Origin of the sequence: Shewanella sp. S1-58-MNA-CIBAN-0166 (assembly GCF_040310085.1) — a bacterium.
Classification (GTDB): domain Bacteria; phylum Pseudomonadota; class Gammaproteobacteria; order Enterobacterales; family Shewanellaceae; genus Shewanella.
Window position 1 is genome coordinate 31120 of sequence record NZ_JBEOPN010000005.1, and the last position, 25506, is coordinate 56625.

Below are 25506 nucleotides of genomic sequence, written 5' to 3' on the forward strand. Positions count from 1 at the left end.
TTAACCAGCATAGAAGTCACTTTACTAGCTTGACGTGAAAAAAATCACTTTTATCTAGTTTAAGAAACGTGTTTGCATGAACACGCCTTTAACATCAACCAAGATCGGCAAGCAATATAATGTCCGATATGATGCCAGGTATGATTACCCTCTTAATCTAATCCCTCTAGTAATCTATCCCAAAGTAATCTCACCCAAAGTAAATCATGCCAACAGCAGAATACTAAGCACTAGGCTTTGCAGTATTCTCGCTAAGTGTTTAATTAACTTTCACTTAGCCTACTACCTTACGGTTAGCTAATGGTGGTCGTAAATCATTATCGAATCATCATAAATAAATGACAGTTAACTTGCTCGATTGTAATTGCACCTAAATAAGCGCAGCGCACTAAAATCTAGTTCGCTCGCTACCGCTTGTTATCTATTTCCACGCTAGCTAGCGTTTGTTATCGCTTTTCTCGCTTGTTATCTATTTTCTCAGCAGCAAAGCTGTCCTTAGCAGGACGTAGTCCGCCCTAGAAACGCAGCGGCCTAGATCTAAGATCTAGGAACCCAGAACCTCGCAAAATCTCACAACCACTGCTAAGTTAACTAGCCGTACTTAATACAATTCTCGTTAAATACAATTAAAGGACTAACATGCAAATCATCCACCATGGAGCGGTTAACGGCGTCACAGGATCATGTCATCAACTAGATGTGAATAATTACAATAATCGTCACGGTAATCATACCAGTAGTTATCTTATCGATTGCGGGCTATTTCAAGGTGCAGAAACTGCCGGAAAAAGTTCAGCAGACCAACTGCAAATCACCTTTGACATCCAACATATTAAAGCCCTTATCATTACCCATTGCCATATCGACCATGTTGGGCGAATTCCCTACTTACTAGCAGCAGGATTTAACCAACCAATATATGCCACAACCGCCACAGCGGCACTATTACCACTGGTAATAGAAGATGCCTTAAAAGTCGGTGTGACGCGCGACCCTAAATTGATCCTGGCTTGTATCAATCGCCTTAAAAAACTGCTTGTTCCAGTCGATTACGGCCAGTGGATAACCCTGCCGATAAACATACCAACAGCCATATCTTCGACAGAAAGTTCCACAAAAATCGCACCTACAACGTCATTAATAGAGAAACCAGCGTCCAAACTAACAGCAATATCGTCGACAGCAAGTACTGAATACACCTCAGTAGAAACAGCCGTCACTCCAACCATTTACCACAAAGTAAAACTCAAATTCAAACCCGCTGGACATATACTCGGTTCTGCCTATGTTGAAATAGACTTAAGCGGCCCAAACGGTAGCCATCGAGTGGTTTTTTCGGGTGATTTAGGCGCAACCTACGCGCCGTTACTTGCTAGCCCCAAAAGCCCGTATAGAGCAGATACCTTAGTCATTGAATCCACCTACGGTGATAAAAACCATCAAGGTCGTAAAGAACGCAGCAAGCAACTCAAAAATATCATCGAAAGCGCTGTAAAGGATAATGGCGTGGTACTGATTCCTGCATTTAGCATCGGCAGAACCCAAGAGCTATTATACGAATTCGAACACATCATTCATCGCAATAAACACAACCCTGTATGGCAAAATATCGACATTATCGTCGACTCTCCCATGGCCGCTAACTTTACCGAAAAATATCGTCAGTTCAAAACACTCTGGGACAACGAAGCCAAAGCTAAACTTGCCCAGGGACGCCACCCACTCGACTTCAACCAACTCATCACCATAGACAGCCACCAAAACCACCTCGCCGTGATCAATTATTTAGACTCAGTTAATAAGCCCGCCATTATCATCGCCGCATCCGGCATGTGCACCGGCGGGCGAATAAGCAACTACCTCGCCCGCTTTTTATCAAAACCCACTACAGACGTTTTATTTGTCGGCTACCAAGCCAGAGGCACTACCGGCCGCGACATACAAACCTACGGCCCACAAGGCGGATACGTTTACATCAACGAAGAAAAAGTTGATATCAAAGCCGCCATCCACACCATCAGCGGTTACTCCGCCCATGCCGATCAACACAACCTCATCAACTTCGTCAAACGCATGCACCACAAACCCAGCCACATCAGAATCGTCCACGGCGACAACGAAGCCAAACAGGCGCTAGCAAAGGAATATAGGAAAATACTTCCAGAGGCAGAGATTGAAATAGGTACAGAATAATAAAAAAGAAACATTATGGGCTGAACTAGACAGTCAGAACTCGATGTATAGATTGCTTTTATTTAGACAACAACAATGTAGGACTATAGATAAGTGTTGTCTATACATCGATCTAGGATAGACAAATCAATTGAGGATAAATTAATAGTTTCAGGGTTTTAAAGGTTATCGTATTAAATGAAAAATAGAGCATGACTTAACAAAATGCTTTGTTCTGATTGATTAAAGTATCGTGGCATCGAGGTATAACCGCATTAACAACATCATGACACTAATGTGTAATCATTTGGGGAGCCACTAATAAAATAGTTTCCGGTAACAAACATATTTTATCAGAGCACATTTGTAAATTGAGCTTAATGGGTATTCTAGTGTGCTGTAATTGCTTGTTGTCCAATAAGATCTGAATGGTCGAATCATAAACACTCAGCATATTCTTACTAAATGATAAACTGACTCGTTTAGCTTCTGGAAAGTCTGCCTTCACGGGGTCATCATTAATAAAATGGATAGAGGTAGGGATCAGTTTTTTATCCAATGGCTTATTCGAATTAATGTGCCAGCCACCAGCTAGGTTAATTTGTAATATTAAATCCTTGCCTACCGTTACAAAATTGACAACCCCTTTACCTCTTCCGATAAAATAAGGTGATCGATTATTCCGGGCGGTTTTGTCTGCAGCAGACAATAAAGACAATTGCGATATCGTTAATGGCGACTGAACTGATTTTGCCATCAACCCAGCCATCATATCAATCATCTCTGGCTCTCCAGTGGCCAAATATAATTGTTTGTAGGCATTTATTGCCATAGCCACCATTGAGGGCAGTTGATCATCGACTGCAAGTAATAATAAGTCTGTGTTGTCTACCAACATCCCCATTTGATGGCTCAATTTAACGGCTAAAGCCAAATCATTGGAGTTACCGCTAATACCGTACTTCAACAACAATGCCTGAATAAAGAGTGCATAATCATCGAGCTTTGCATCAACCGAGGCCCTTCCATCATAAACAATACGATAAAGCTGGCCATCGCGATAAAACAGTTGATTTAATTGATCAATATATTGGTACATCTTGCGCTGAATTTGCTCATCTAACGTTGCCGAATACATCTCTGCTAACGCAATAGCATATAAAGCATTCCAGGACAAAATGCCTTTTTGATCAGCCATGGGAAAAGGAGAACCGTCTTTGCGCAGTTGACTCAATGCGTTAATGGTTTTAGCCGATGGTAAATTGATAGAGTGTAGAGAAAATAATTTACTCTCAGGTGAATGCTTAAAAAGTGTTTGTTGTTCATCAGAAAGCCGTGAAAGATCTTCAATTGTAGTCTGGTAATAACCACCTTCAATATCATTAGATAATGCAGACAAAGACGAAACATAATAGCCATTATATTTCATTTTTGATTCAACAAATTCAATCGTTTGATTAGCAATCTCAATATACTGCGTCATGCCTGTAATCAAATAAAGCTTAACCAAAACACGTATAAGTTGTGCCTGATCATAAAGCATTTTTTCGAAATGAGGCTTTTCCCAGTCACCCGTTTCAGAGTAACGATGCATGCCGCCATCAATAAAATCATAAGTAGGGCTAATTAAAAAACTATCAACTTGTGATTTTACAATATCTACATATTCAACATTAGCCGTTTTGTCGTATTCAGCTAAAAGGTGTAGCAGCCATTCAGCTCGTAAAAAGCGCGGTGAATCATGGCTTTGCTCTTGCTTTAGCACAGCCATAACATCTTCAAGTAAGCGGGCATAACTTTCAGGCAATAAAAAGTCGTCTAATGAAATTTTTTGACTTGAAAACAAATGATTCTGAAGTGACTTAGCCTTACGAGTGAGTTTGTCAGGATTAGCTGACCATTTTGAAGAAAGTACCTTTAATAAACTGAGCAATGAAGGTTGAGACAGATAAGAGTCAATCCAAAGAATATCCCCGTCAGGAGTTAGGATAACTTGGATAGGCCAACCTGGGTTTCCTGTCATTCTTTCAAGCGCTAAGCGATATTTAGCATCAACTTCAGGTAATATTTCGCGGTCAATCTTCACATTAATAAAGTGATTATTTAATACCGTGGCGATATCGGTGTCAATATAGCTTTCATTTGCCAGTACATGACACCAATGACAGGTGTCATAACCAATAGACAAATAAACAAGCTGGTTTTGCTTTTTGGCTAGAGCCAAAATATTATTTGACCAAGGCAGCCAATGTATCGGCTGCAATGCATGCCTTAACAAGTAAGGCGAGTCTTCAAGCACAAGCCTATTAATATAATCGGGGGTTTGACCCATATTCAAAATATTTTGATCAATAAACCACGGCTTTCTTATTTCAAATTGCTTAAGTAAACGCTGTTCACTTGGAGCTTCACTGCCGACACTTTGGTTGCAATAAAGCGTAAACCAACAAAGCATAAGCAGAATACATCTCAACATCATGGCTTTGCGGCACCATAGGTCAATGTATAGCGATGATTTGCTTGTAAAGGACCAAATTGCTGGCGTTTGCCATTAGGCCAAATAACCATCACTCTTGCACTGTTGTCTTTTCCTAAACCAAAAAGTTGTTCTTTAGGGTGCACCGACATATAACCTTGGCTACCACTAACTTGGCGCCAACCGTAGCCTTTCTCACCAAAACCAACAATAATTTGTGCACCAATACCGTCAAGGTTAACACCCTCTGCAGGTAAACCTTTTACACTCAACTTTAACCAATTATTGTTAAGCGTCTCAGCCTTATTTTCAAATAACTTAGCCTTGTCATGATAATTATTAACTAACACATCTAAGTCACCATCATTGTCGAAATCTAAGTAAGAGGCAGAACGAGAATTACCGATAAAATCCAAACCACTTTGAACAGAAGTATTGACTAAGCCACCCGCTTCATTCAAAAAGAATACGTTACTTGCTTTAGCTGCATCAGGAAACTCAGCGTTAACACTTTCACCGGTAATAGGGTCGGCATAATAAGGGTTACTGGTTGAATAAACATAATAATCATTCATGCCATTAAGCACATAGAGATCATCGTCACCATCATTATCGGCATCAAAAAACTCGGCATCCCAAGCCCAACCGGTTGATGAATATCCACGCCCTACTTTATCGCTGCGTTGATATTTTAATGCACCTTTTGAATCAAAACTGGAAATGAAGAGGTCATTACCTTCAACAACTCGCATATTGGCGAGTTTATCGGGATTAAACTCAGCTTGTGTCTCTTCACTCGGCAATACATATTTTTGATCTTTGTTCATGGTCACAATATTAGAGATATACACATCAGCGATACCATCGTGATTCAAATCACTTAAGCCTATATTCATTGTATATGACGGTTTACTTGTTCCAATTTTATCTGCGTAATCAACAAAAGCCTTGCCTTGTTTATTGATGTAGTAACTATTAACACCAAAATCGTTACCCACTATTAAATCTTGCCATCCATCCATATTTAAATCGGCATGCGTCACAGCTTGTCCCCAGCCTTTATTATTGGCGCCTAGGGCATCTTTAGCTTGCTCAAAAACAAAGTTACCCTTATTAATGAACAGCACATTTTCACCACCGTTATCATTACGACGTTTTAAGGTTGGTAAATCACCTTTAAGATAATTGCCAAAATATTCAATATAAATATCTAGTAATCCATCATTATTAACATCAACAGTGGTAGCAGGACCGCCAACCATGCCAGCGCCACCTAGTGCCGCTATAGCCGTCACATCGGTAAAACGGCCATCGCCATTGTTACGGTATATTCGATGAGGCTCATCAACATATGTGATCATAATGTCTTGATCGCCATCATTGTCCCAATCGGCTATCAAAGGTTGTCTTGGCTCACCGGGGAGTTTTTTTGCCGCATTAATACCAGGACGTTGGCTGATATTCTGTAAACCTGATTGCAAAGTTACATCTTCGAAAAAACTGCCACGATTATAAAATAATTTATTGCCCGCACCACTTAATAGCAAAATATCAACAAGTCCATCGCCATTAATATCTTCTGCCGCCACGCCACTGCCACCAAAGGCTGGAGGAATAGTCGAAATCCCGGTATTAGCATCTTTGCTCAAATAACTCCTTAACTGACGACTGAGCCAATCAGATGAGCGATGTTCAAAATCTATTTTTTGCTTATCTGTCACGTTATCAAAATAACGGATCACTTTATTATCCTGATTGCCCGCAGACATAATCACCGGCGCAGGCAATATTTCAGGCTGGTACTGATGGTAATTATTCACTTCTTTATTGATGGACTCATAAGCACTTGTCACTAATGCTGAAGATAACTCACTCTGATTATTTAACTTTCCTAATTCACCCGCTCGTCTTAATAACAACACACCGTAATGGGCAATCGCCTCAGACAATAATTCCGCAGCAAAAGGATCCGCCTCTAACTTAACTTGTTGCCCTAAGTCAGATAATGCTTCTTTGAAATATAACCAATGCAATCCAGAGTCTCTAAACGAATCCATATCATAGGATTCAATGACAACTTGTTTATCTTGAGGATATTGTTGATAAAATATTACATCTTCATATTCATTTACAGAATGAGGCAACAATTGCTGCATCGCGATCGCGACATCAGCTTCTTTTATCACATTAGCCTTCCCTGCTTGTGCTTGAGATTGCAAATAGAAGTTTGCGGAGAAAGCAATCATCGCCTCAGTAAAGTAACGGGTAAAGTCTGCAGACTGTTGCTTATCCTTCGGTAAGGCTAATTTAGCAAAATACACCTGAAGATTACGGGCAAACAAGGTTTGATTAACTTGATTGTACTGCTCAAATGCAGCAATTTTCTGTTCTATCAACTCTGTAAGTAAGCCCGTTTTACGGACATTCGCCTTCGCAACGGAGGGATCTGCGACAGTGTTATTCGCAAGTGATTGTGGCTTAAAAACGGGGAATAAGCTGGCCCAACTGTTTATAAGATCTTCTTGGCTGACTTCATGTTGGTTGTTTATCCTTGCCAAGTTATCAGCTTGTTTAAGCAAAGATAGCGTGACTAAATCGATTTGTTGAGTAATAAACTGTGCCGCATCGTCACTCAACATCGGCAAATCAGAATCAAGGTCTAATAGTGCTTCTTGTTGTACTGCCAGCATGGCCCTGAAACTATAAGCAATTGACCCATAGTGGCTTTCATCTCGAGTATCAATGTCAACCGACAATGCTGGTGTGGTAACTCGCCAAGTTGTATTTAACTGCTTCGTGTCAAATAAGGCACTTGTGGCTTGTTTGATTTGCGCTAATGATAATAGTTCAACAGTGGGATTAGACGCAGCAGCTTGTATCCATATATTACGGATCAATGCTTGCTGGTATTCAGCTTTCTTATATCGGGCATCGTCACTTAACGGCGTGCCATAAATCAAGCCTTCTAAGCGAGTGGCTGTGGCATGACATTTGGGATCTCTGGCAGACTCGAGCTTTCCCATCAGTTTGAGTAAACTATCATTATGTTGGATAGGCTTTAAATCAAACGACTCATTAGCTGCATAAACAGAAAACGCACCACAACCTAATAACAAACTCGTCATGATACATAGACGCGATTTACGAAAACTTGCCATTAATTTTTATCCCAAAACAAAAATGCGGTCCTTTTTTAGCACAAAATGAGGACGAGCAAAATACTGCAGATAATAAAACAGGGGGAAAATCCCCCTGTTACATAAATTTTTGCTACCAATATCGTCGATTAACGAAAGCGATGTATATTGGCTCTTATCGATGCAAACATAAATATCAACAATACTGCCCATAGCGGCAAGCTACCGCCATCAGACTTTTCAGCAGAAGCAAAGTCAAAGCTTGCATCTCGTTGATTATTAACATTGTTTACATCATATTCTAGACTCGTTACGTCACCTACCAAAGATAAATTGCCATCACGTTCAGGATTAATACTAAACGACACATCCTTAGATTTTCCTGCTGCAATCTCGCCTAATTGACAAGTAAGCATGGTGCCTACAAGTGCGCACCCACTTGGTATTTGAGGTAACACAATATTAGAATCTAACATCACAGTCAGTGTCACATCACTGGCATTAGCATCACTTAAATTAAACACAGACCAAGTGATATTAACCGCACGGTCAACTTCAGGGTAACTAGGCATGAGGCTAGAGAGTGCTAGATCGACATCTTGTAGCCCTACCCCACCTCCGGCACTCATATACCATACTGATACGCCATCTTGTTTGTCAAAAGTAATAATATCAAGCAAATTATCATTATTAATATCAAGCACTGTCACGGTACCAAGGGCCTCTGCATCAATAACATAATTACTAGGACGAATATCCTCAGGTCCATAATAATGCCAAATACTTACCCCATGAGACATCACCAATAAAAGCTCTGGAATACCATCAGCTTCTAGATCTGTGACAACTATATCATCGGCATTAGGGAACATGACGCTGCTTTTAATAAAGTCATTGCTAAAGGCATCCATAATTAAATGCCAGCCATTATCGTCTTTTACAAACAAATCAGCTTTGCCGTCATTATCTAAATCGGTATTAATCAAACGTTGAACACCTTGTGTCAACGAAACCACTGCACTTGAAACCCAATCATTATCATCAGGAGTCAATAACACAGGCGCTTGATTCTCTACTCCAACTAAAAGCTTTATTACACCATCGGTAGTAATGGCAGAAAGCGCAGTAATCTTAGACTCTGACGATGTTATAACGTCGGTAACAGCTGATACTTGTTGAGGTCCTTTTGCCGCACTAAAAGACGGTAATGAAAAAGGAATAGGCACTAAATTAACAGTAGGAGAACCAGAACCAACTCCAGAATAAATAGCAACTTGAGGTTGATATACACCCGCTAAAACGACTTCTGAGTAACCATCAAAATCAAAGTCAACAATTAACATAACATCTGCTTTGACATCGTCTAGATTCTCAATCGAAGTGACTGCAAATAGTCCATCGAGCATATATGCGCGATTTCCAGCAATGTCACCGCCAGTAGTAATAATGTCAATGTTGCCATCTACATTAATATCTGTAGCGGTAAACGAAGTCACAGCTTGATTTAATACGACCTTAGCACCAGGAATAAGCTGACCAAGACCGTCATTAATCATAATTTGGATAGCTAATTCATCAGGTAGATAAACCAGTAAATCCGTAAAGCTATCTGCATTCATATCAACTGCATACCCTAACGACGCAGGGACACTGGTTAACACTTTACCTGGTAATATAGACAAGGTATTAGCCAACAATATGCTGGCGTCTCGGTCAAATACTTCATCGTTTACGTTAGTAGCCGTGACAGAAATGCCCGCTGAGCTGAATCCTGAATCGACGTTATCTACCATTAACTCAATAATTCGGCTTAATGAATCACCAATGGCGAGCTCATCTGCAACAATACAATCGATTACGCCAGTCGATTGTTCAGAACACTCATTAGGCAGCGCAACAATTAAAAATTCACGACCAAAGGTCAATTGATAATTCAGACCTAGTGCTGCGGTATAACCATTATTGACAATATCGACAACTAAGTTAACTTTTTGTCCCACTATCGCAGGGGCTGGTGAAAAGTAAATATTCACTCCAAGTTCGGTATCAGTTGGTTGAGAAACAACCAAACTAAAACGCTGTATCACCGGAAGCTCTACAATTGCGTCAGTGACACTGACTTCAACCTCAAATGTCATATCAGCCGACTCAGCTGGCGGAGTTCCGACTAATTGATTAGCAGAGTTAAGAGACAACCATTCTGGAGCCGAAACAACGGCTACCGTTAAAGAAGCATCTACATCAGCATCAGAAACCACAACATCGTATTGATATGGTGCAAATACACTTGCTTCGGTTATGGGTTCCGACTCAAATACTGGTGCATCATTAACATTAATCACTTCAATATCAAATGCAGGTAATTCAACCTCAATGGTGCCATCAGACACTGAGATAACAATACTCAATGTCACCCCAACATCATCATTACTCGGAATACCGCTAAGCGTACCATCGGTATCGCTAAATTTAGCCCATGTAGGTTTATTGACGATAATAAAGCTAAGAGAATCATCTTCATCAGCATCAGTGACATCAGGTTTAAAGGTATAAGATTCGTCTTCATTAATCGACAGTAACGGTGTACCCATTATTTCGGGTGCATCATTAACATTACTCACGTCAATGCTAAAGCTCTGTTCGGCGTGTAAACCTGCATTATCAGTCACAGTTAAAGTCACCGAATGACTACCCACATCTGCATTAGTCGGCGTTCCGCTTAATATACCGCTGACGGTATCAAAGCTTAACCAATCGGGTTTAACAGAAGCATTAAAGCTTAAGCTATCACCCGTATCAGCATCTGTAGCCACCAAAGTGTAATTATAAAGCTGATCTTGTGTCGCTACTAATACCGCTATAGAGCTAATCACTGGTGCATCATTAACATTATTCACGCTAATGCTAAAACTCTGTTCGGCGTGTAAACCAGCATTATCAGTCACAGTTAAGGTCACCGAATGACTACCCACATCTGCGTTAGTTGGTGTTCCACTTAATACCCCAGTTGCGGTATCAAAACTTAACCAATCAGGTTTAACAGAAGCATTAAAGCTTAAGCTATCACCCGTATCAGCATCTGTAGCCACCAAAGTGTAATTATAAATCTGATCTTGTGTCGCTGATAATACCGCTATAGAGCTAATCACTGGTGCATCATTAACATTATTCACGCTAATGCTAAAGTTTTGCTCAGCACTTAAGCCTGCACCATCTGTCACTTTTAGAGTAACAACATGACTACCCACATCTGCATTAGTTGGTGTACCGCTTAATACCCCTGTTGCGGTATTAAAGTTCAACCAATCAGGTTTCACAACTGCACTAAAGGTTAAGACATCACCGCTATCGTCATCAATTACCACAAAAGTATATTGATAAACTTGATCTTGCATTGCCGTCACTATTGCAGCTGAGCTGATCACTGGTACATCATTGGTGTTGGCCACGCTTATATTAAACGCGGTTAACGAGCTGGTTACCGTGCCATCGTTGACACTGATCACAATCCCGGAGGTCGTACCCACATCGGCATTGGTTGGCGTACCGCTTAACTGACCATTAGCGCTATTGAAGCTGGCCCACGTCGGTTTATTAGTAATGCTAAAGCTTAAGCTATCACCACTGTCGTCATCGCTGACACTTGGGGTAAAGCTGTAAACACTGTCTTCATTGACTGAGGTAGCAGGACTGCCGGATATCACCGGCGCATCATTGGTGTTGGCCACGCTAATACTAAACGCGCTTAATGCGGTGGTTACCGTGCCATCGTTGACACTGATCACAATCCCGGAAGTGGTGCCCACATCGGCATTGGTTGGCGTACCGTTTAACAAGCCCGTTGCGACATTAAAGCTGGCCCACGTCGGTTTGTTGGTAATGCTAAAGGTAAAGCTATCACCGCTGTCGTCATCACTGACACTTGGGGTAAAGCTGTAAACACTGTCTTCATTGACTGACGTAGCAGGACTGCCAGATATCACCGGCGCATCGTTGGTATTGGCCACGCTAATACTAAACGCGCTCAACGCGGTGGTTACCGTGCCATCGTTGACACTGATCACAATCCCGGAGGTCGTACCCACATCGACATTGGTTGGCGTACCGCTTAATTGACCATTGGCGCTATTAAAGCTGGCCCACGTCGGTTTATTCGTAATGCTAAAGCTTAAGCTATCACCACTGTCGTCATCACTGACACTTGGGGTGAAGCTGTAAACGCTATCTTCATTGACTGAGGTCGCAGGACTGCCAGATATCACCGGTGCATCATTGGTGTTGGCCACGCTAATACTAAACGCGCTCAACGCGGTGGTTACCGTGCCATCGTTGACACTGATCACAATCCCAGAGGTCGTACCTACATCGGCATTGGTTGGCGTACCGTTTAACAAGCCCGTTGCGACATTAAAGCTGGCCCACGTCGGTTTATTAGTAATGCTAAAGGTAAAGCTATCACCACTGTCGTCATCACTGACACTTGGGGTAAAGCTGTAAGCACTGTCTTCATTGACTGAGGTCGCAGGACTGCCAGATATCACCGGCGCATCATTGGTGTTGGCCACGCTAAGACTAAACGCGGTTAATGCGCTGGTTACCGTGCCATCGTTGACACTGATCACAATCCCAGAGGTCGTACCCACATCGGCATTAGTTGGCGTACCGTTTAACAAGCCCGTTGCGACATTAAAGCTGGCCCACGTCGGTTTATTAGTAATGCTAAAGCTTAAGCTATCACCACTGTCGTCATCACTGACACTTGGGGTAAAGCTGTAAACACTGTCTTCATTGACTGAGGTGGCAGGACTGCCAGAAATCACTGGCGCATCATTGGTATTAGCCACGCTGATACTAAACGCGCTTAATGCGATGGTTACCGTGCCATCGTTGACACTGATCACAATCCCAGTAGTACTACCCACATCGGCATTGGTTGGCGTACCGCTTAACAAGCCCGTTGCGACATTAAAGCTGGTCCACGTCGGTTTGTTGGTAATGCTAAAGGTAAAACTATCACCACTGTCGTCATCGCTGACACTTGGGGTAAAGCTGTAAACACTGTCTTCATTGACTGACGTCGCAGGATTGCCAGATATCACCGGCGCATCGTTGGTATTGGCCACGCTAATACTAAACGCGCTCAACGCCGTGGTTACCGTGCCATCGTTGACACTGATCACAATCCCGGAGGTCGTACCCACATCGACATTGGTTGGCGTACCGCTTAACAGACCATTGGCGCTATTAAAGCTGGCCCACGTCGGTTTATTGGTAATGCTAAAGGTAAAGCTATCACCACTGTCGTCATCGCTGACACTTGGGGTAAAGCTGTAAGCACTGTCTTCATTGACTGAGGTCGCAGGACTGCCAGATATCACCGGTGCATCATTGGTGTTGGCCACGCTAATACTAAACGCGCTTAACGAGCTGGTTACCGTGCCATCATTGACACTGATCACAATCCCGGAAGTGGTGCCCACATCCGCATTAGTTGGCGTACCGTTTAACAAGCCCGTTGCGACATTAAAGCTAGCCCATGTCGGTTTGTTGGTAATGCTAAAGGTAAAGCTATCACCGCTGTCGTCATCGCTAACACTTGGGGTAAAGCTGTAAGCACTGTCTTCATTGACTGAGGTGTTAGGACTGCCGGAGATCACCGGCGCATCATTAAAATCATATACAACAGAATAACCGCTAGATGCAGTATTACTATTATTTAACGTATCAACCGCAACTGCTGCATCAACAGCAAGACTCACTGTCGATTGTGCAATAGGTGATACTGCAACGGTATACTGTTTACCATCAACATTAGTAAATGCTGATAAATTAGCATTAGTCACTTGAATGTCATTAACGTCAAAACCAGTGACTAATTCACTAAAATCGATAGTAGCGGTAAACCCCACGGTTACGGTGCCGGAAGGCCCACTAATACTAACGCTTGGCAGCACATCATCGTAAGTCACATTTAAAGAATTAGAAGTATTATTGCCGTTTCCTGCACTGTCACTTGCCGCACTATCGACAACACTTAACCCTACGGCAGTTTCTCCTGTCGCACTAACGACAACAGAATATGTTTTGGCATCAATTGTCTGAAAATTAGATAAGCTGCCATTAACAACTGAAATATCGTTTATATCAAAACCTGATACATTCTCATCGAACACGATATTAACTGTAAAATCAGCAGTTTGATTTAACGAGGCAGTACTCAACACCACACTAGGCTTAAGTGTATCGACAACAAACACGCTCGAAGGTCCTGCTGAAGGAGCAAGGTTAGTACTATAACGAGCCGTACCCGCGACTAAACTTATGCCTAATGAACCATTACCAACGATATTATCTAAACTCACCGTCACACTGCTGGTATCACCATTCAACACGGTAATATCCGCATTAGCGGTGCCCGTTGTATTAAGAGTCACTTCATTAGAGTTTAAATCGACTTGTTCAACATCAACATAATTAACGGTATACGTTACAGGGCCAGAATTAACCAACACGCTCGATGGGTTACTCAAGGTTAAACTCGGGGTAGCAACTATGGGAGTTGATTGATATTCAAACACTATATCAATCGCCGCTTTATTACCCACTGTGCCATCTAGAATATCAAAGGCAGCATCAGCACCTATTTGTAGAGTGACATCACCATTAGCCGTAGGCGTTACTTCAACGGTATAGCTTGAACCGGTTCCTGTAAAACCAGTTAAACTTGCATTAACGGCATTAATACCTGTCTCATCAAAACCAGTAACATCATCAGAAAAGTTAATCGACAGGGTAACGATAGATTCAGAGGTTGGGCTAGACACATCAATTGATGCAACAACCGTCAACTCATTAACATTCAAATTAGCAACAGCCGGGCTTATCGATGTATTGACTCCACCAATGATTGCTGACAAATTACTGCTAATCGATAAATAATTATTAGCAACGACTGTACTTGGAATGTTTAAGGTGATCGTTAATGCACACTGATCACCATTTGCAACATCAACACCACTCACAACTAGAGTAGTACCTCCTGTACCAGAAGTTGCCGAACCTGCACCACAAAATGCATTTTGATTAGCTGATGCTATTGTGGTTCCCGATATGAAAGAACTAAAGCTTTGTGTAAAAAAAATACTCGTTGAATCCCCTGCACCGGATTCGTTCGTTAGCAAATAAATCACATCAACTTGAGTTCCGCCACTGCCCACCCGTATGGCATTGTCAGAGAAAGATTGGCTAAATCGTAAACCACTGACAATAAGTGAAGCTGCACCACCCGACTTGACGACGGCATTTGCAGCAACGACAGCTCCTACATCAGAGCTTGAAAACTGAAAGTTACTTCCAACCGTACCGGCTGGTAATTGAACTGGAACCGAAAACGAGCATGACTCACCTGGCGTTAACATGCCGCTAGAAAAAGATAACGTTGATGTACCGCTTATCGTCGATCCTGTGCCACAAACATTTGATATAGGTAATCCAGTCGCCACTAAGCCAGACAACCCTGCATCTAAGTCCAATGTAAAAGCAATATTGGTAGCATCAGCAGAAGCATTCAAGTGATGTGATAATTCAAAATCGATAAAACCAGAAGCGCCAGGAAGCATGACATTATCTTGAAACGAAAAACGTAAACTTGGCGCCGTATCTACTATTACCGAAGCAATGGCAGATGGACTTTTGCTAGAAACACTATTACCGCCAATAGTTGCTATTATTTGCTGTGCAGTAAAATAATAACGACCAGAATTTAACCCCTCGTTAAGAGTTAAACCTACATCAAAAGAACAAGACTCACTCGCAGCAAGAGTGATAGCAGATAGATCGACATTAAAAGAATCACCAGTTGTAGTCGATGAAGCACTAATTCCTGACCCATTACAAAAATTAGAGCCTGGTAAAGTCGTAATCGTCGCAACCGATGTTGCACCGATAACCGTGCTGACAGTTAAATCAGACACCGCATTAGCACCATCTATATTCGTCAGCGTGTAACGTAAGGTAATAGCATCACCTGCTGTAATAGGCGATTCAACAACCGACATGGTTAATGTTGGCGCATTCGATACACGAAAAGTATTTGTAACACTAGAATAGGTATCAATCGAAGAGGAAATATTACTTACTGTATTAGTATATGAACCAATACTCGCACCAACAGGCACAGTAACGGGAATAGTGAACGAACAACTTTCACCGCCAGCTAAACTACCATTAGTTAAGCTAACTGAACTGGTTCCCGAAACAACCGAACCACTGCCACACGCATTATTTAATGGCAACCCTGTAGCAATTAACCCAGTTAACGCTGCGTTAAGATCATCGGTAAAAGTAATATTATTGGCTGTGTTGCTACGGTCAAAATTGGTTAATGTCACATTAAGATTAGCGGTTTGCCCAGGAGTGACAGTGAATGGATCTAGCACCATATTGACAAATTGTTTTTGCACCGACAATGAAGCGCCAGCCTTGCCTATCTTAATGCTCCCACCGCTATACGTCATATCAGAGGTCGTTAAATTAAAATTTCCTGCTCCGCTAGACAAAACATCAATAATGACACTACAACTCGAGGGAGTGCCAGCAGAACCTGAGGGTAAAAAAGCAAGAAATTCAATGGCAGTATTTTGTGAAAATAATGTAATAGAACGGGCATCCGCCGACTGCGTCAACGTCATATAATCGCCGCAATCAGATGTTAAATTAGTTGTTGATGAGATAACCAATCCTTCGGGTAAAATAATTTGCCCACTAAAACCGTAGACAGAAGCATCGGAAGGATTAAATAGCGCTAATGTTAACTCTGTAGAACCACCGGCAGAAATCGACGATGAAGACAAGCTTAATGTTGCAAATACATTAGTATCACTAACAGTTAACGTTGTAGAAGAATCTGGGCCAATGTCATCACTCGATGATAAGTCTGTACTGGTAATATTAAACACACCAGCAGCACTGGCTGTAATATTAAAGACTAATTGACAATTTTGCCCTTGCCCTAACTGATAACCGCTCGCTATAACCGAATTACCACCTGCAGAAAGAGTGTAATCACCACTGCCGCAAGACACAGAATCATTGGTTTGATTAGCGATGACAACGTTAGTAGGAAGATTGATCGTAAAGCCAATATCAGAAGCTGAATTTGATGAGGAGGAATTTGATAATGTATAGGTTAAGGTACTGGAATTATTTACTGAAATAGTCGGGCTACTCAAATTACCAGTTAAAGAAAGGTCACTCGGCACAGCATACGCAGCTGAACTAGCGACTAATGCCAATATGTATACTAAACGTGAAGCGTTAGATAAACGAATTAGTGTCTTTTTTAGCATCGCAGTCATAGCGAATCCTTTCTCATTTTTATTATTGGCTTGTTGCTTACCACAGAGCTGAAGCAAGCACGAAGTTACATTTATTTAACAATAATAACAGCAAAAAACAAACCCGACCTTATTTTATTATTTTAATGTAAACAACTACTGTAAAGCCAAACAAAAAAAACATGAAAAAATATAATAAAAACCTTAAAAAACAAGAACATTAAGTAACCTCAAATTAGAGTTGACTAAAATTCAAACAAAACTCCCATTAAATAAATCATTAAGGACACATTTATAATTTATTTCATAGGCAGCTAATAATTTGCTAATTGTTACTTTTTGGTTAAAATAAGCTCAAAGAAGAAAATAAAGGCTTAAGAAATGAAATCAGTACGAAAAACAATCAAAGCCACATTATGTCTAGCGACACTATTAACGTCGTCCGCTTGCATAGCAAATAACATCGCGGTAAGTGGTTCGGTATTAGATATCGATACTGGTAATAATTTCGACGAAGCCACTATCACCATTTCCGGCCCAAAAGAATTCAACACCAGCTACACACTCAAAAACAATAAAACACAAGTTGATATAGAAACGTTAAAGATTACCGATGCTGGTAACTACACATACCAAATTCAGTACATACAAAATGGTAAACTTGAGTATATAACGGACCCTAAAACAGGCCGCAACAAAGCCAAACGCAATACTGGTCATATAGAAACAACATCAGGTTATTTTAACGTCAGTGATAATCAGTTTGTATTAGGCGAAATAACAGAAGCGGATCCTGAGCTGAATACCCAGCAAATCCAAAACAGCAGGTATTAAAAATGAAAACAACACGTAAACTTGCTTGGGCAATAATCCCGTTAGCGGTATCAGTAAATCTGTATGCCGACCAACAAATACTAGATGATCTCGTGGTAGACGGCAGCGCATGTATAGGACAAGACTGTGTTAACGGTGAAAGTTTTGGTTTCGATACATTGAGACTTAAAGAAAATAATTTACGTATAAAATTTCAAGACACAAGTAATAGTTCAAGTTTTCCGACTAATGATTGGCAATTAACCGCCAATGACGCCACTAACGGTGGCGCAAACAAATTTTCACTCGATGATATAGACGGTGGAAAAACGCCATTTACCATAATGGCCGGGGCAAAGAATAACGCACTATTTGTTGCTTCTAACGGCAAGATAGGATTAGGCACATCATTACCCGTAGTTGAAATGCATGTTGTTGATGGTGACAGCCCTACTATGCGTCTAGAACAAGATGGTAGCTCAGGCTTTACCCCACAAACATGGGATGTAGCAGGAAACGAGACAAACTTTTTTATTCGTGATGTAACAAATGGCTCTAAGTTACCATTTAAAATTAGACCTAATGCGCCAACTAACTCATTATACATCGATACAGATGGTGATATAGGCTTAGGCACGGCAAGTCCAGATGCACAATTACATGTCATTGACTCGACAAGTACTAACCTTTCAACAAGTTCAGTTTTAGTTGAAAATACAAATGCTGCTAGAAACTCAGTACTTCTCGAATTAGCACATGCTGGTAACAGCTATCTAAAAATGTCGAATACAGAAGCTTCGCCAACTGTTGCCTTTTGGTTACTAGGTTCTAGACAAGATGGTACATTTTCCCTTACTAACAACGTTGGCGGACAAGTGTTTATTGTCGATTCAACTGGTAACATCACAACTAAAGGGACTGTAACTGCAAACAACGTGTTGTTAACTTCTGATGTGAACAAGAAAGAGAATTTTCAGACTATTAATGGCACTGAAATACTCGGTGCCATTTCTAAATTGGCGATTTCTAAATGGAATTACAAATCTCAAAGTGCTAGTGAGCAACATATCGGCCCTATGGCGCAAGATTTTTATAAATTATTTGGTCTTGGCGGCAATGATGACAAACACATTTCCGCGATTGATTCTGCCGGTATATCGTTAGCCGCAATCCAAGCGTTATATGATTTGAATATGAAGAAGGACCAACAAATAGAAGAGTTGTCGAATCGAATTTCAGATTTGGAAATGAAGACAAAATAAATTCCGACGTTTTCTATACTGTGTTTACTCAGATTTGCTAGGACATTGATGAATGTTAGTTTAAATCTGAGTTAAACATCTATTTAATAATACCTCAATTTACATGTCATTAGATTGAACCATATAAATTGAGCCATTTTCAAGCTGCTGTTGCAGTGATTCAATCACCAATAAATACCGTTGAGCGATATGTGGATAGTCTTGAACCACTTGTGCTAGTGCAGTTTTATCAAAAATAGCATCAAGGTCAGATGCCCAATTAGCAACCACTTTTTGTAACAATTCATCTGCCTTTTCTTGCATTTTATCAATATTAAGCGTCGTTAATACATCGGCTTTGCGTCTCATACGAATACGCTCTGTTGTATGCCCTTTTAAAATCTCTCTAAACATATAACGTTCAACGCCATATTTGCACTTAAGATGACTCGGTAAACTGTAGGCAAACTCCACCAATTCTTTATCCAGCATAGGGTAACGGAACTCACAACGATAATGCCGTGCGGCTATTTCAGTCAACGTCATACGACGTTGAACGCCCACTTCAATCAGCTCACGATGATCACGTGCTTGCACTGAGGTTCTGTTAATAATGGCATAATAAGGTTTGATTATTTCAGCTAACTTATGAGTAACCTTGGCAGTCAATATTGGATGATAAAACAAATCAGCCGACTGCCTCGCTAACCCATTACGAAATTGAAGTTGTTTTTTATACACTTGAGGTAATCGATGTTGGATTAACAATCGCAGCATAGCTTTTATTGGGTTACCACCACGTCCACGTTGCTGACGCAACTTCAGCTGTCGATACAATAAAAGATAGTGCCGCCCAAAAAACAATTCATGAATATATTCATCGCCATAGCCAGTGACACAATGATCCCCTCCCCAACCTGAAAGCACAGTCCGGCACCCCTGAGACTGGGCAAGGGCAACCCGAGGCGCATACCAAGAGGATATAACAGAAGGACCACCAAATGTATTGGCGTACGCACCTGCTTTCAATAGGCTGGGAGTATCTTCGCGCCAAAGCGGCTTTACATTTGGCCATAGATCGATCGCATCGAACAACTCTTGATAGACATCTGACCAAACTGACGCATTATCATCGTTCAACGCGGTACCATTAAAGGACATAGTATATAAAGGTTTATCACCTAACAAACGACTGGCATATCCCACCACGCCATTGGAGTCTAAGCCTTCGCTTAATTCGGCGGCTATGGGGTATTGCGATACTAAACGCCGCGCCACTGCCAGCTCAAATAACTTAGCTAACCTAGCAAGGTTTTCATCATCCGTTAATGCTGGTAGCACTTGAGGTTTTAATGACCAATATGGTTTACAGCTTTGCCCTTGCTGATTTATTACAAGCTGATGCGCCGCAGGTAAAGACTGAATAGCATTGAAAGGAGAAAGGAATTCATTCGTAGTAATTGGCATAAATGTATCAGCCAGCCATTGATGGGAGAGTTGACGCGAAATGGCCAACTCGGGCACCAGCAAAGCTTTATGCTCATTTGACAATACAACTCGTCCAGACTGCATAGAATAAAACAGCGACTTAACCCCGAAGTGATCTCGAGCACAATAAAGCTGCTGTTTCACCTTATCCCAAATGATAAAAACAAAATCCCCCAACAAATGAGCGGCGGTTTCCTCTTGCCAGCATAGATAAGCCTGTAAAATAAAACCTGCATCGCACAAGTGCTGACAGTCTGTTAACTGCAGTTTATTGGCAAGTTCCTCGCGGTTATCAAGCTGCGCATTGGCAACAATCACATATTGTCCGCAATCACTTAATAATACTGCGTCTTGCTCGGCGTTCGGCCGATTATATAGGCATGCTTTTGCAAAACGGACATCAGGTTGGTCACTTACCTGTATATGATGACGAGCATCAGGTTGCCAATAGTCACTACAAGACAGCATAGCTTGCATAGCATGTTCGGGTAACGCTTTTTGCCAATCAATTACGCAGTGAATCGTGCTCATGCATCATCCTTTAAATAACCACTAAATATTAGTGGGATAACACAGTGGCGTGATTTGCATGTTGTCATCAAGATAGCCTAACCTTTGCATCACGGCACCATGGTCGGTAATCAGCCTATCGACTTGAGACAGAGATAACGTATTTTGCCAATCCCCTACGATGCCCTTTCTAAAAAAAGCTTTTGATTTAAAGGGTCGCTCTTTAAAGCCATGCATATTTTCTTGCTTTTTAAGCTTATCAAAATGGCACATTGCAATGGCTTTTTTAACTGAGTTTTCATCATCAGATAAATGCAAAAATTGACTAACCTGCGTAAAGCACACAAGTGAGTTATTCAGCATATCCTCATAACGCACTACTAATATTGGTAAATCACAGTCTATCCAAGAGGTAACATGGTCACTCCAGGATCCCATATGCTGCCGCACCTGCGGCCGATATTTTTTATTATCAGCCAGCAGTGCAAAATCACTGGTGCCCATCATACCTATGCTCTTATCAAGCGAAACGCCCATATGATTAGCAAATGAAATGGCCACATCGAAGGGGTTACGGGCCACATACAAAGCACCTGCACAGGCATCAGGCGAACACAAGTGTCCAACCGAAGCACAAAGATGATTGGCATCATGAATTTTATGATAAGCAGGTTCAGTCAATTGACTATGGATAAAGCGATACGCATCACTACGATATGACTCAATTTGCTCAGCCGAATGTAATCCTAACTCCACACCCAAGCCATTCGCTAACCAACTGCGGCTGCTAGCAATAGCGCCAGTGTGCAATTGATTAATATCAATTGTTGTAACATCAGTCGTAGATTGATTTTGTAAGGCAAAAATAAAACTTCTCAACCAAGTATTTCCGGATTTCGGGTAAGAGGCGAGCCAGTAAATACCTGCAGACATAACTAAACTAAAGCCTCAAATGAATCGGTAATAAAGCGGCTTAATGCGTGAAGATTTTCTAATGTCAGTATTGCTTTGCCGCGATCAAGCCCATAAACAGGAGTCTTTGCTAAAAAGGCGCTGCACTGCTGCATAAACAGTGCATCTTGCCCCATTGCCGTTGAAAATTGAGTTCGGTAGCGATTAGCTTTTAACGGACCAAATTTACGCATCCCCTTAAACTCGGTTAGTACGTCTGCTAAAACTTCGTCACCCCGAACTTCACTTTGTTCATTATCGTGCTGTTCACTTAAGCAATAGACAGCCACTAATGGAAATGCGTCTAACCTTTCATTAGAATCTTCATTACCCATTGATGAACCTTCCGGCACATACTGCAACTTTGCAATTTGGGCTGCTAAGGGTTTTGCATCTGATAACTGCAAAACCTCAGCAACATCTGGCCAGACTTTAAGATCATTACAGCCTTGTAGCACTTTGCCATTGGTATCAAAAACGCATAAATCATCGGATACCAATTGCCAATCTTGGGTCAACAATGTTGCCGCCAACGTGGATTTACCACTGCCTGAGTGACCGCAAACAACAATAGCGCTGCCCTTTTTTTGCAGAACAGTACCATGCAAGACTAGTTGGCCACGTTGCTGCATCACAACTGCAAGCATATAACCTTGAATATAAGTGATCACCAGTGCCATATCGGCATCGTCGGCAACAGCAACCTCAATCGACTGTCCGTCGCGCACATAAAAGTCAGCTAATCGAGGAATGGATAACAGAAAACTTGACGAATTCAGCCAACAGTAAGCGCCAACTTGACTCAAGAAAGTAATATCGACATCTAATTTATCCACATTTTTTATGGAAATATTTGCAGGATGACTGTCTTGAACACAAGGAAAATTTGGAAGGATGAATTGGCTGTCAAAGGTAAGATTGTACAGAGAGTAACGCACGGGAATTTTGGCCTTAAATAAACGGGCTGCAAATTAAGCAGCCGCATTGACTTCTACAAGCTTTCTATCGACTAACTGTTGAAGAAAATATTCAACATCGCGACGACAGTCATTTTCTTGAACGTCAAATTTCAACATCAACTGAATCACAAGGTCATCAACACTGATAGGTGAGGCTAATAACCCCCAAATATGGGTTGCTGTTGTATCTAGTCCCAAATATTGATCTTGCAATACATCCATCATTACTAGCTGATCGCCCATAGGCGCAACACTCAGCGCTTTTTGTTGACTATAAAGCAACATACACTATTCCTATGAGGAACCAAAAGGGGCAGTTTCAGTAACAGAAGGAGCTTTACCGTCCGTAGAACCAATATCAATCACTTCAATCTCAGGCTTTGACCAAACTGATCTTTCAATATTTGTCACATCTAGATCATTATTTGTTTTAGTTTTATGCTGCATTTATATCGCTCCCGTTTTAAAAATAATCTATCAAAATGAACAAAACTGCTGATAGTTGATAGTTGAATTAATTGTAGTTAAAAAGACCACAATCTTAATAACTTAATCCTTACAAGTATAGCCTGATTTGCAACCGAAAACCACGAATTAACAAAAAAACTGCAACAACCCTTTACAAATGATTATCTGTAATTATTACTCATTTTGATTATTCAGTTAACACACCTACAACTATCAAAAACTTGTCTTTTTATAAAAGCACTGTCTTATCAGCAAAAGTCTGAGCTTGTTCACTATGACTGACTAAAACAATCGTCATTGAGTTTCGATATCGCTGTAAAGTTATAAATATTTCTTTCTCGGTCTCATTATCCAGCGCATTAGTTGCTTCATCTAAAATCAACAATGGCCGCTTTCTAACTAATGCCCTTGCCAATACAAGGCGCTGCCTTTGTCCACCAGAAAGTTGTATGCCACCATCACCAATCATGGTGTCAAGACGATGAGGTAATTCACTAACAAAATCGGCACAACATTGAGATAGCACACTATAGATCTCGCTATCAGTACAACACTCGCCCCATAGAATATTGTCGCGAACACTGGCGTGAAATAAAAATGGTTCCTGAGACAAATAACTCACCTGTTGACGCCATGAATGGTGCGCACTTGCATCCAGCGGATTGCCATCTAACATCACCTTCCCCGCAGAGGGTGTAAGCAAACTGGTTAGAATATCGATAACCGTGGTTTTACCTTGTCCTGACGGACCTTTTATTAGGGTAATCTTATGCAGTGGAAACTCAATGTTAATATTTGATAATAAGGGTGAACGTGTTTGATAAGCAAAACTGACCCCTTGTAATGCCAAGTGTTTACGCGGAAATTGAATAATATGTGTGTTATTTGGTGTATGAGCTTGCTGATTTTTTTTAATCGCGTCCTCAATATCAATATACGCGGGTAACATATGCAATAAACGCTGAGTATTTGATTGTAAGTCTGACAGCATGGGCATCATTCGGCTAAACATAACAATCAACACCACAAGCTCAGCAACACCTAATTGCCATACTTCCAAGCCAACAAAAACTAACACGCACAGAAGTAATGCCGTTATCACTTGAAAACCTAATTGCTGCAAAGCTGTTTTGTCTTGATATGCTAGTTGATTGTCTCTTAACTCTTTTTGAGTCATTTCAAACGATTTAAGTTGTTGTGCTTCATATGCACATGCCTTAACCGTTTTCATACCATTTAAGAAAAACATCACCCTTTGATAAAGCTGTTTATTACTATTAGTCAAGCCCGTACCAAATTCTGCCGCTTGTCGAAAAATGTGGCGAAAAAGTAATAAGATAATACCGCCGACTACGATGGCTATTAATAATGCTATAGGGGCAATAATGATTGATACCACGCTATATACGATAAGAAAAATAGCCGTAGTCGCTAACTTTAGAATATAGAAAGTAGCCATTCCGACGCGATTAACCCCATTAGTGAGCTGCTCTAGCTCTTGATGTTGCTCGGAATTAATTCTTTGCTGCCAATCTGAAAACAACATGGTTTCAAACAGTTTTTTGCGCAGTTTATCTGTGGCTTGCAGGCGGATTAGGGTTAACACTCGCTCACGAAAATACACTAAAGTAGAGCGCACAAGCAGCAAACATAAAAACAATGCCAGCACGACTTCTAAAGAAAGCAACCCAGGGTTAAAACCTGGAATAACCTCTAGCCAGCTGGGCAAGGTTTGGCTTGGGTCTGACATAAAGTTAACCACGGGTACCAACATTAATATCCCGATGCCTTCAGTAAAACTACTTAGCAGTAATAGACCAAAAGCAAGCACGAGTAACTTGGAGGCTTGTTGTCCCAATCCGTATAAATATCTTTTTAATGCACTAAAACTAGACGACATTCTATCTACAGCCTTCTTTACTCATCTTAATAAAATTAACTTACGGTTGTTTTTTG

General features: G+C 41.1%; 12 protein-coding genes. 3 read left to right on the plus strand and 9 right to left on the minus strand.

Going from position 1 to position 25506, the window contains the following annotated elements; translation table 11 throughout:
- Window positions 1–639: 639 nt before the first annotated feature.
- Window positions 640–2193, plus strand: a complete 1554-nt coding sequence (locus tag AAEY99_RS04845) for an MBL fold metallo-hydrolase RNA specificity domain-containing protein (protein WP_351009426.1) — start codon at window positions 640–642, stop codon at window positions 2191–2193.
- Between the two features lie 271 nt (window positions 2194–2464).
- On the opposite strand, the gene AAEY99_RS04850 is transcribed toward AAEY99_RS04845, so the two are convergent.
- The 3 genes from AAEY99_RS04850 to AAEY99_RS04860 form a co-directional block, all read right to left on the minus strand.
- Entirely contained in the window at window positions 2465–4627 is a 2163-nt protein-coding gene (locus AAEY99_RS04850) for a DUF255 domain-containing protein (RefSeq protein ID WP_351009427.1), read from the minus strand.
- 20 nt (window positions 4628–4647) lie between these two features.
- Entirely contained in the window at window positions 4648–7806 is a 3159-nt protein-coding gene (locus AAEY99_RS04855; RefSeq protein ID WP_351009430.1) for a CRTAC1 family protein, read from the minus strand.
- Window positions 7807–7934: 128 nt separating this feature from the next.
- The gene (locus tag AAEY99_RS04860) at window positions 7935–17141 is read right to left on the minus strand and encodes a putative Ig domain-containing protein (protein ID WP_351009432.1); all 9207 of its coding nucleotides are present in this window, start codon (window positions 17139–17141) and stop codon (window positions 7935–7937) included.
- A gap of 360 nt (window positions 17142–17501) precedes the next feature.
- On the opposite strand from AAEY99_RS04860, the gene AAEY99_RS04865 reads away from it, so the two are divergent.
- Both AAEY99_RS04865 and AAEY99_RS04870 read left to right on the plus strand, forming a co-directional pair.
- The gene (locus AAEY99_RS04865) at window positions 17502–17954 is read left to right on the plus strand and encodes a hypothetical protein (protein WP_351009434.1); all 453 of its coding nucleotides are present in this window, start codon (window positions 17502–17504) and stop codon (window positions 17952–17954) included.
- Between the two features lie 2 nt (window positions 17955–17956).
- Window positions 17957–19195, plus strand: a complete 1239-nt coding sequence (locus AAEY99_RS04870) for a tail fiber domain-containing protein (protein WP_351009437.1) — start codon at window positions 17957–17959, stop codon at window positions 19193–19195.
- Window positions 19196–19294: 99 nt separating this feature from the next.
- On the opposite strand, the gene AAEY99_RS04875 is transcribed toward AAEY99_RS04870, so the two are convergent.
- From AAEY99_RS04875 to AAEY99_RS04900, 6 genes are all read right to left on the minus strand, one after another.
- On the minus strand, window positions 19295–21193 hold the full coding sequence (locus tag AAEY99_RS04875) for an asparagine synthetase B family protein (protein ID WP_351009440.1): 1899 nt from the start codon (window positions 21191–21193) through the stop codon (window positions 19295–19297).
- A gap of 21 nt (window positions 21194–21214) precedes the next feature.
- Window positions 21215–22105: a sulfotransferase domain-containing protein gene (locus AAEY99_RS04880; RefSeq protein ID WP_351009442.1), complete on the minus strand. Its 891-nt coding sequence runs from the start codon at window positions 22103–22105 to the stop codon at window positions 21215–21217.
- Window positions 22106–22107: 2 nt separating this feature from the next.
- Window positions 22108–23061: a hypothetical protein gene (locus AAEY99_RS04885; RefSeq protein WP_351009444.1), complete on the minus strand. Its 954-nt coding sequence runs from the start codon at window positions 23059–23061 to the stop codon at window positions 22108–22110.
- A gap of 33 nt (window positions 23062–23094) precedes the next feature.
- Window positions 23095–23367 carry a PqqD family protein gene (locus tag AAEY99_RS04890; protein ID WP_351009446.1) on the minus strand — a complete coding sequence of 91 codons (273 nt, stop codon included), beginning with the start codon at window positions 23365–23367 and terminating at the stop codon, window positions 23095–23097.
- Window positions 23368–23376: 9 nt separating this feature from the next.
- Window positions 23377–23529 carry a hypothetical protein gene (locus AAEY99_RS04895; protein WP_351009449.1) on the minus strand — a complete coding sequence of 51 codons (153 nt, stop codon included), beginning with the start codon at window positions 23527–23529 and terminating at the stop codon, window positions 23377–23379.
- A 250-nt stretch (window positions 23530–23779) separates the two neighbouring features.
- Complete coding sequence (locus tag AAEY99_RS04900) at window positions 23780–25450, minus strand: ATP-binding cassette domain-containing protein (RefSeq protein WP_351009452.1); 1671 nt, start codon at window positions 25448–25450, stop codon at window positions 23780–23782.
- Window positions 25451–25506 lie beyond the last annotated feature (56 nt).

Bases quoted from the DNA above. Each gene is read 5' to 3' on its own strand.
- AAEY99_RS04845 (WP_351009426.1), top strand. From the start codon at position 640: ATGCAAATCATCCACCATGGAGCGGTTAACGGCGTCACAGGATCATGT.
- AAEY99_RS04850 (WP_351009427.1), bottom strand. From the start codon at position 4,627: ATGCTTTGTTGGTTTACGCTTTATTGCAACCAAAGTGTCGGCAGTGAA.
- AAEY99_RS04855 (WP_351009430.1), bottom strand. From the start codon at position 7,806: ATGGCAAGTTTTCGTAAATCGCGTCTATGTATCATGACGAGTTTGTTA.
- AAEY99_RS04860 (WP_351009432.1), bottom strand. From the start codon at position 17,141: ATGACTGCGATGCTAAAAAAGACACTAATTCGTTTATCTAACGCTTCA.
- AAEY99_RS04865 (WP_351009434.1), top strand. From the start codon at position 17,502: ATGAAATCAGTACGAAAAACAATCAAAGCCACATTATGTCTAGCGACA.
- AAEY99_RS04870 (WP_351009437.1), top strand. From the start codon at position 17,957: ATGAAAACAACACGTAAACTTGCTTGGGCAATAATCCCGTTAGCGGTA.
- AAEY99_RS04875 (WP_351009440.1), bottom strand. From the start codon at position 21,193: ATGAGCACGATTCACTGCGTAATTGATTGGCAAAAAGCGTTACCCGAA.
- AAEY99_RS04880 (WP_351009442.1), bottom strand. From the start codon at position 22,105: ATGTCTGCAGGTATTTACTGGCTCGCCTCTTACCCGAAATCCGGAAAT.
- AAEY99_RS04890 (WP_351009446.1), bottom strand. From the start codon at position 23,367: ATGTTGCTTTATAGTCAACAAAAAGCGCTGAGTGTTGCGCCTATGGGC.
- AAEY99_RS04895 (WP_351009449.1), bottom strand. From the start codon at position 23,529: ATGCAGCATAAAACTAAAACAAATAATGATCTAGATGTGACAAATATT.
- AAEY99_RS04900 (WP_351009452.1), bottom strand. From the start codon at position 25,450: ATGTCGTCTAGTTTTAGTGCATTAAAAAGATATTTATACGGATTGGGA.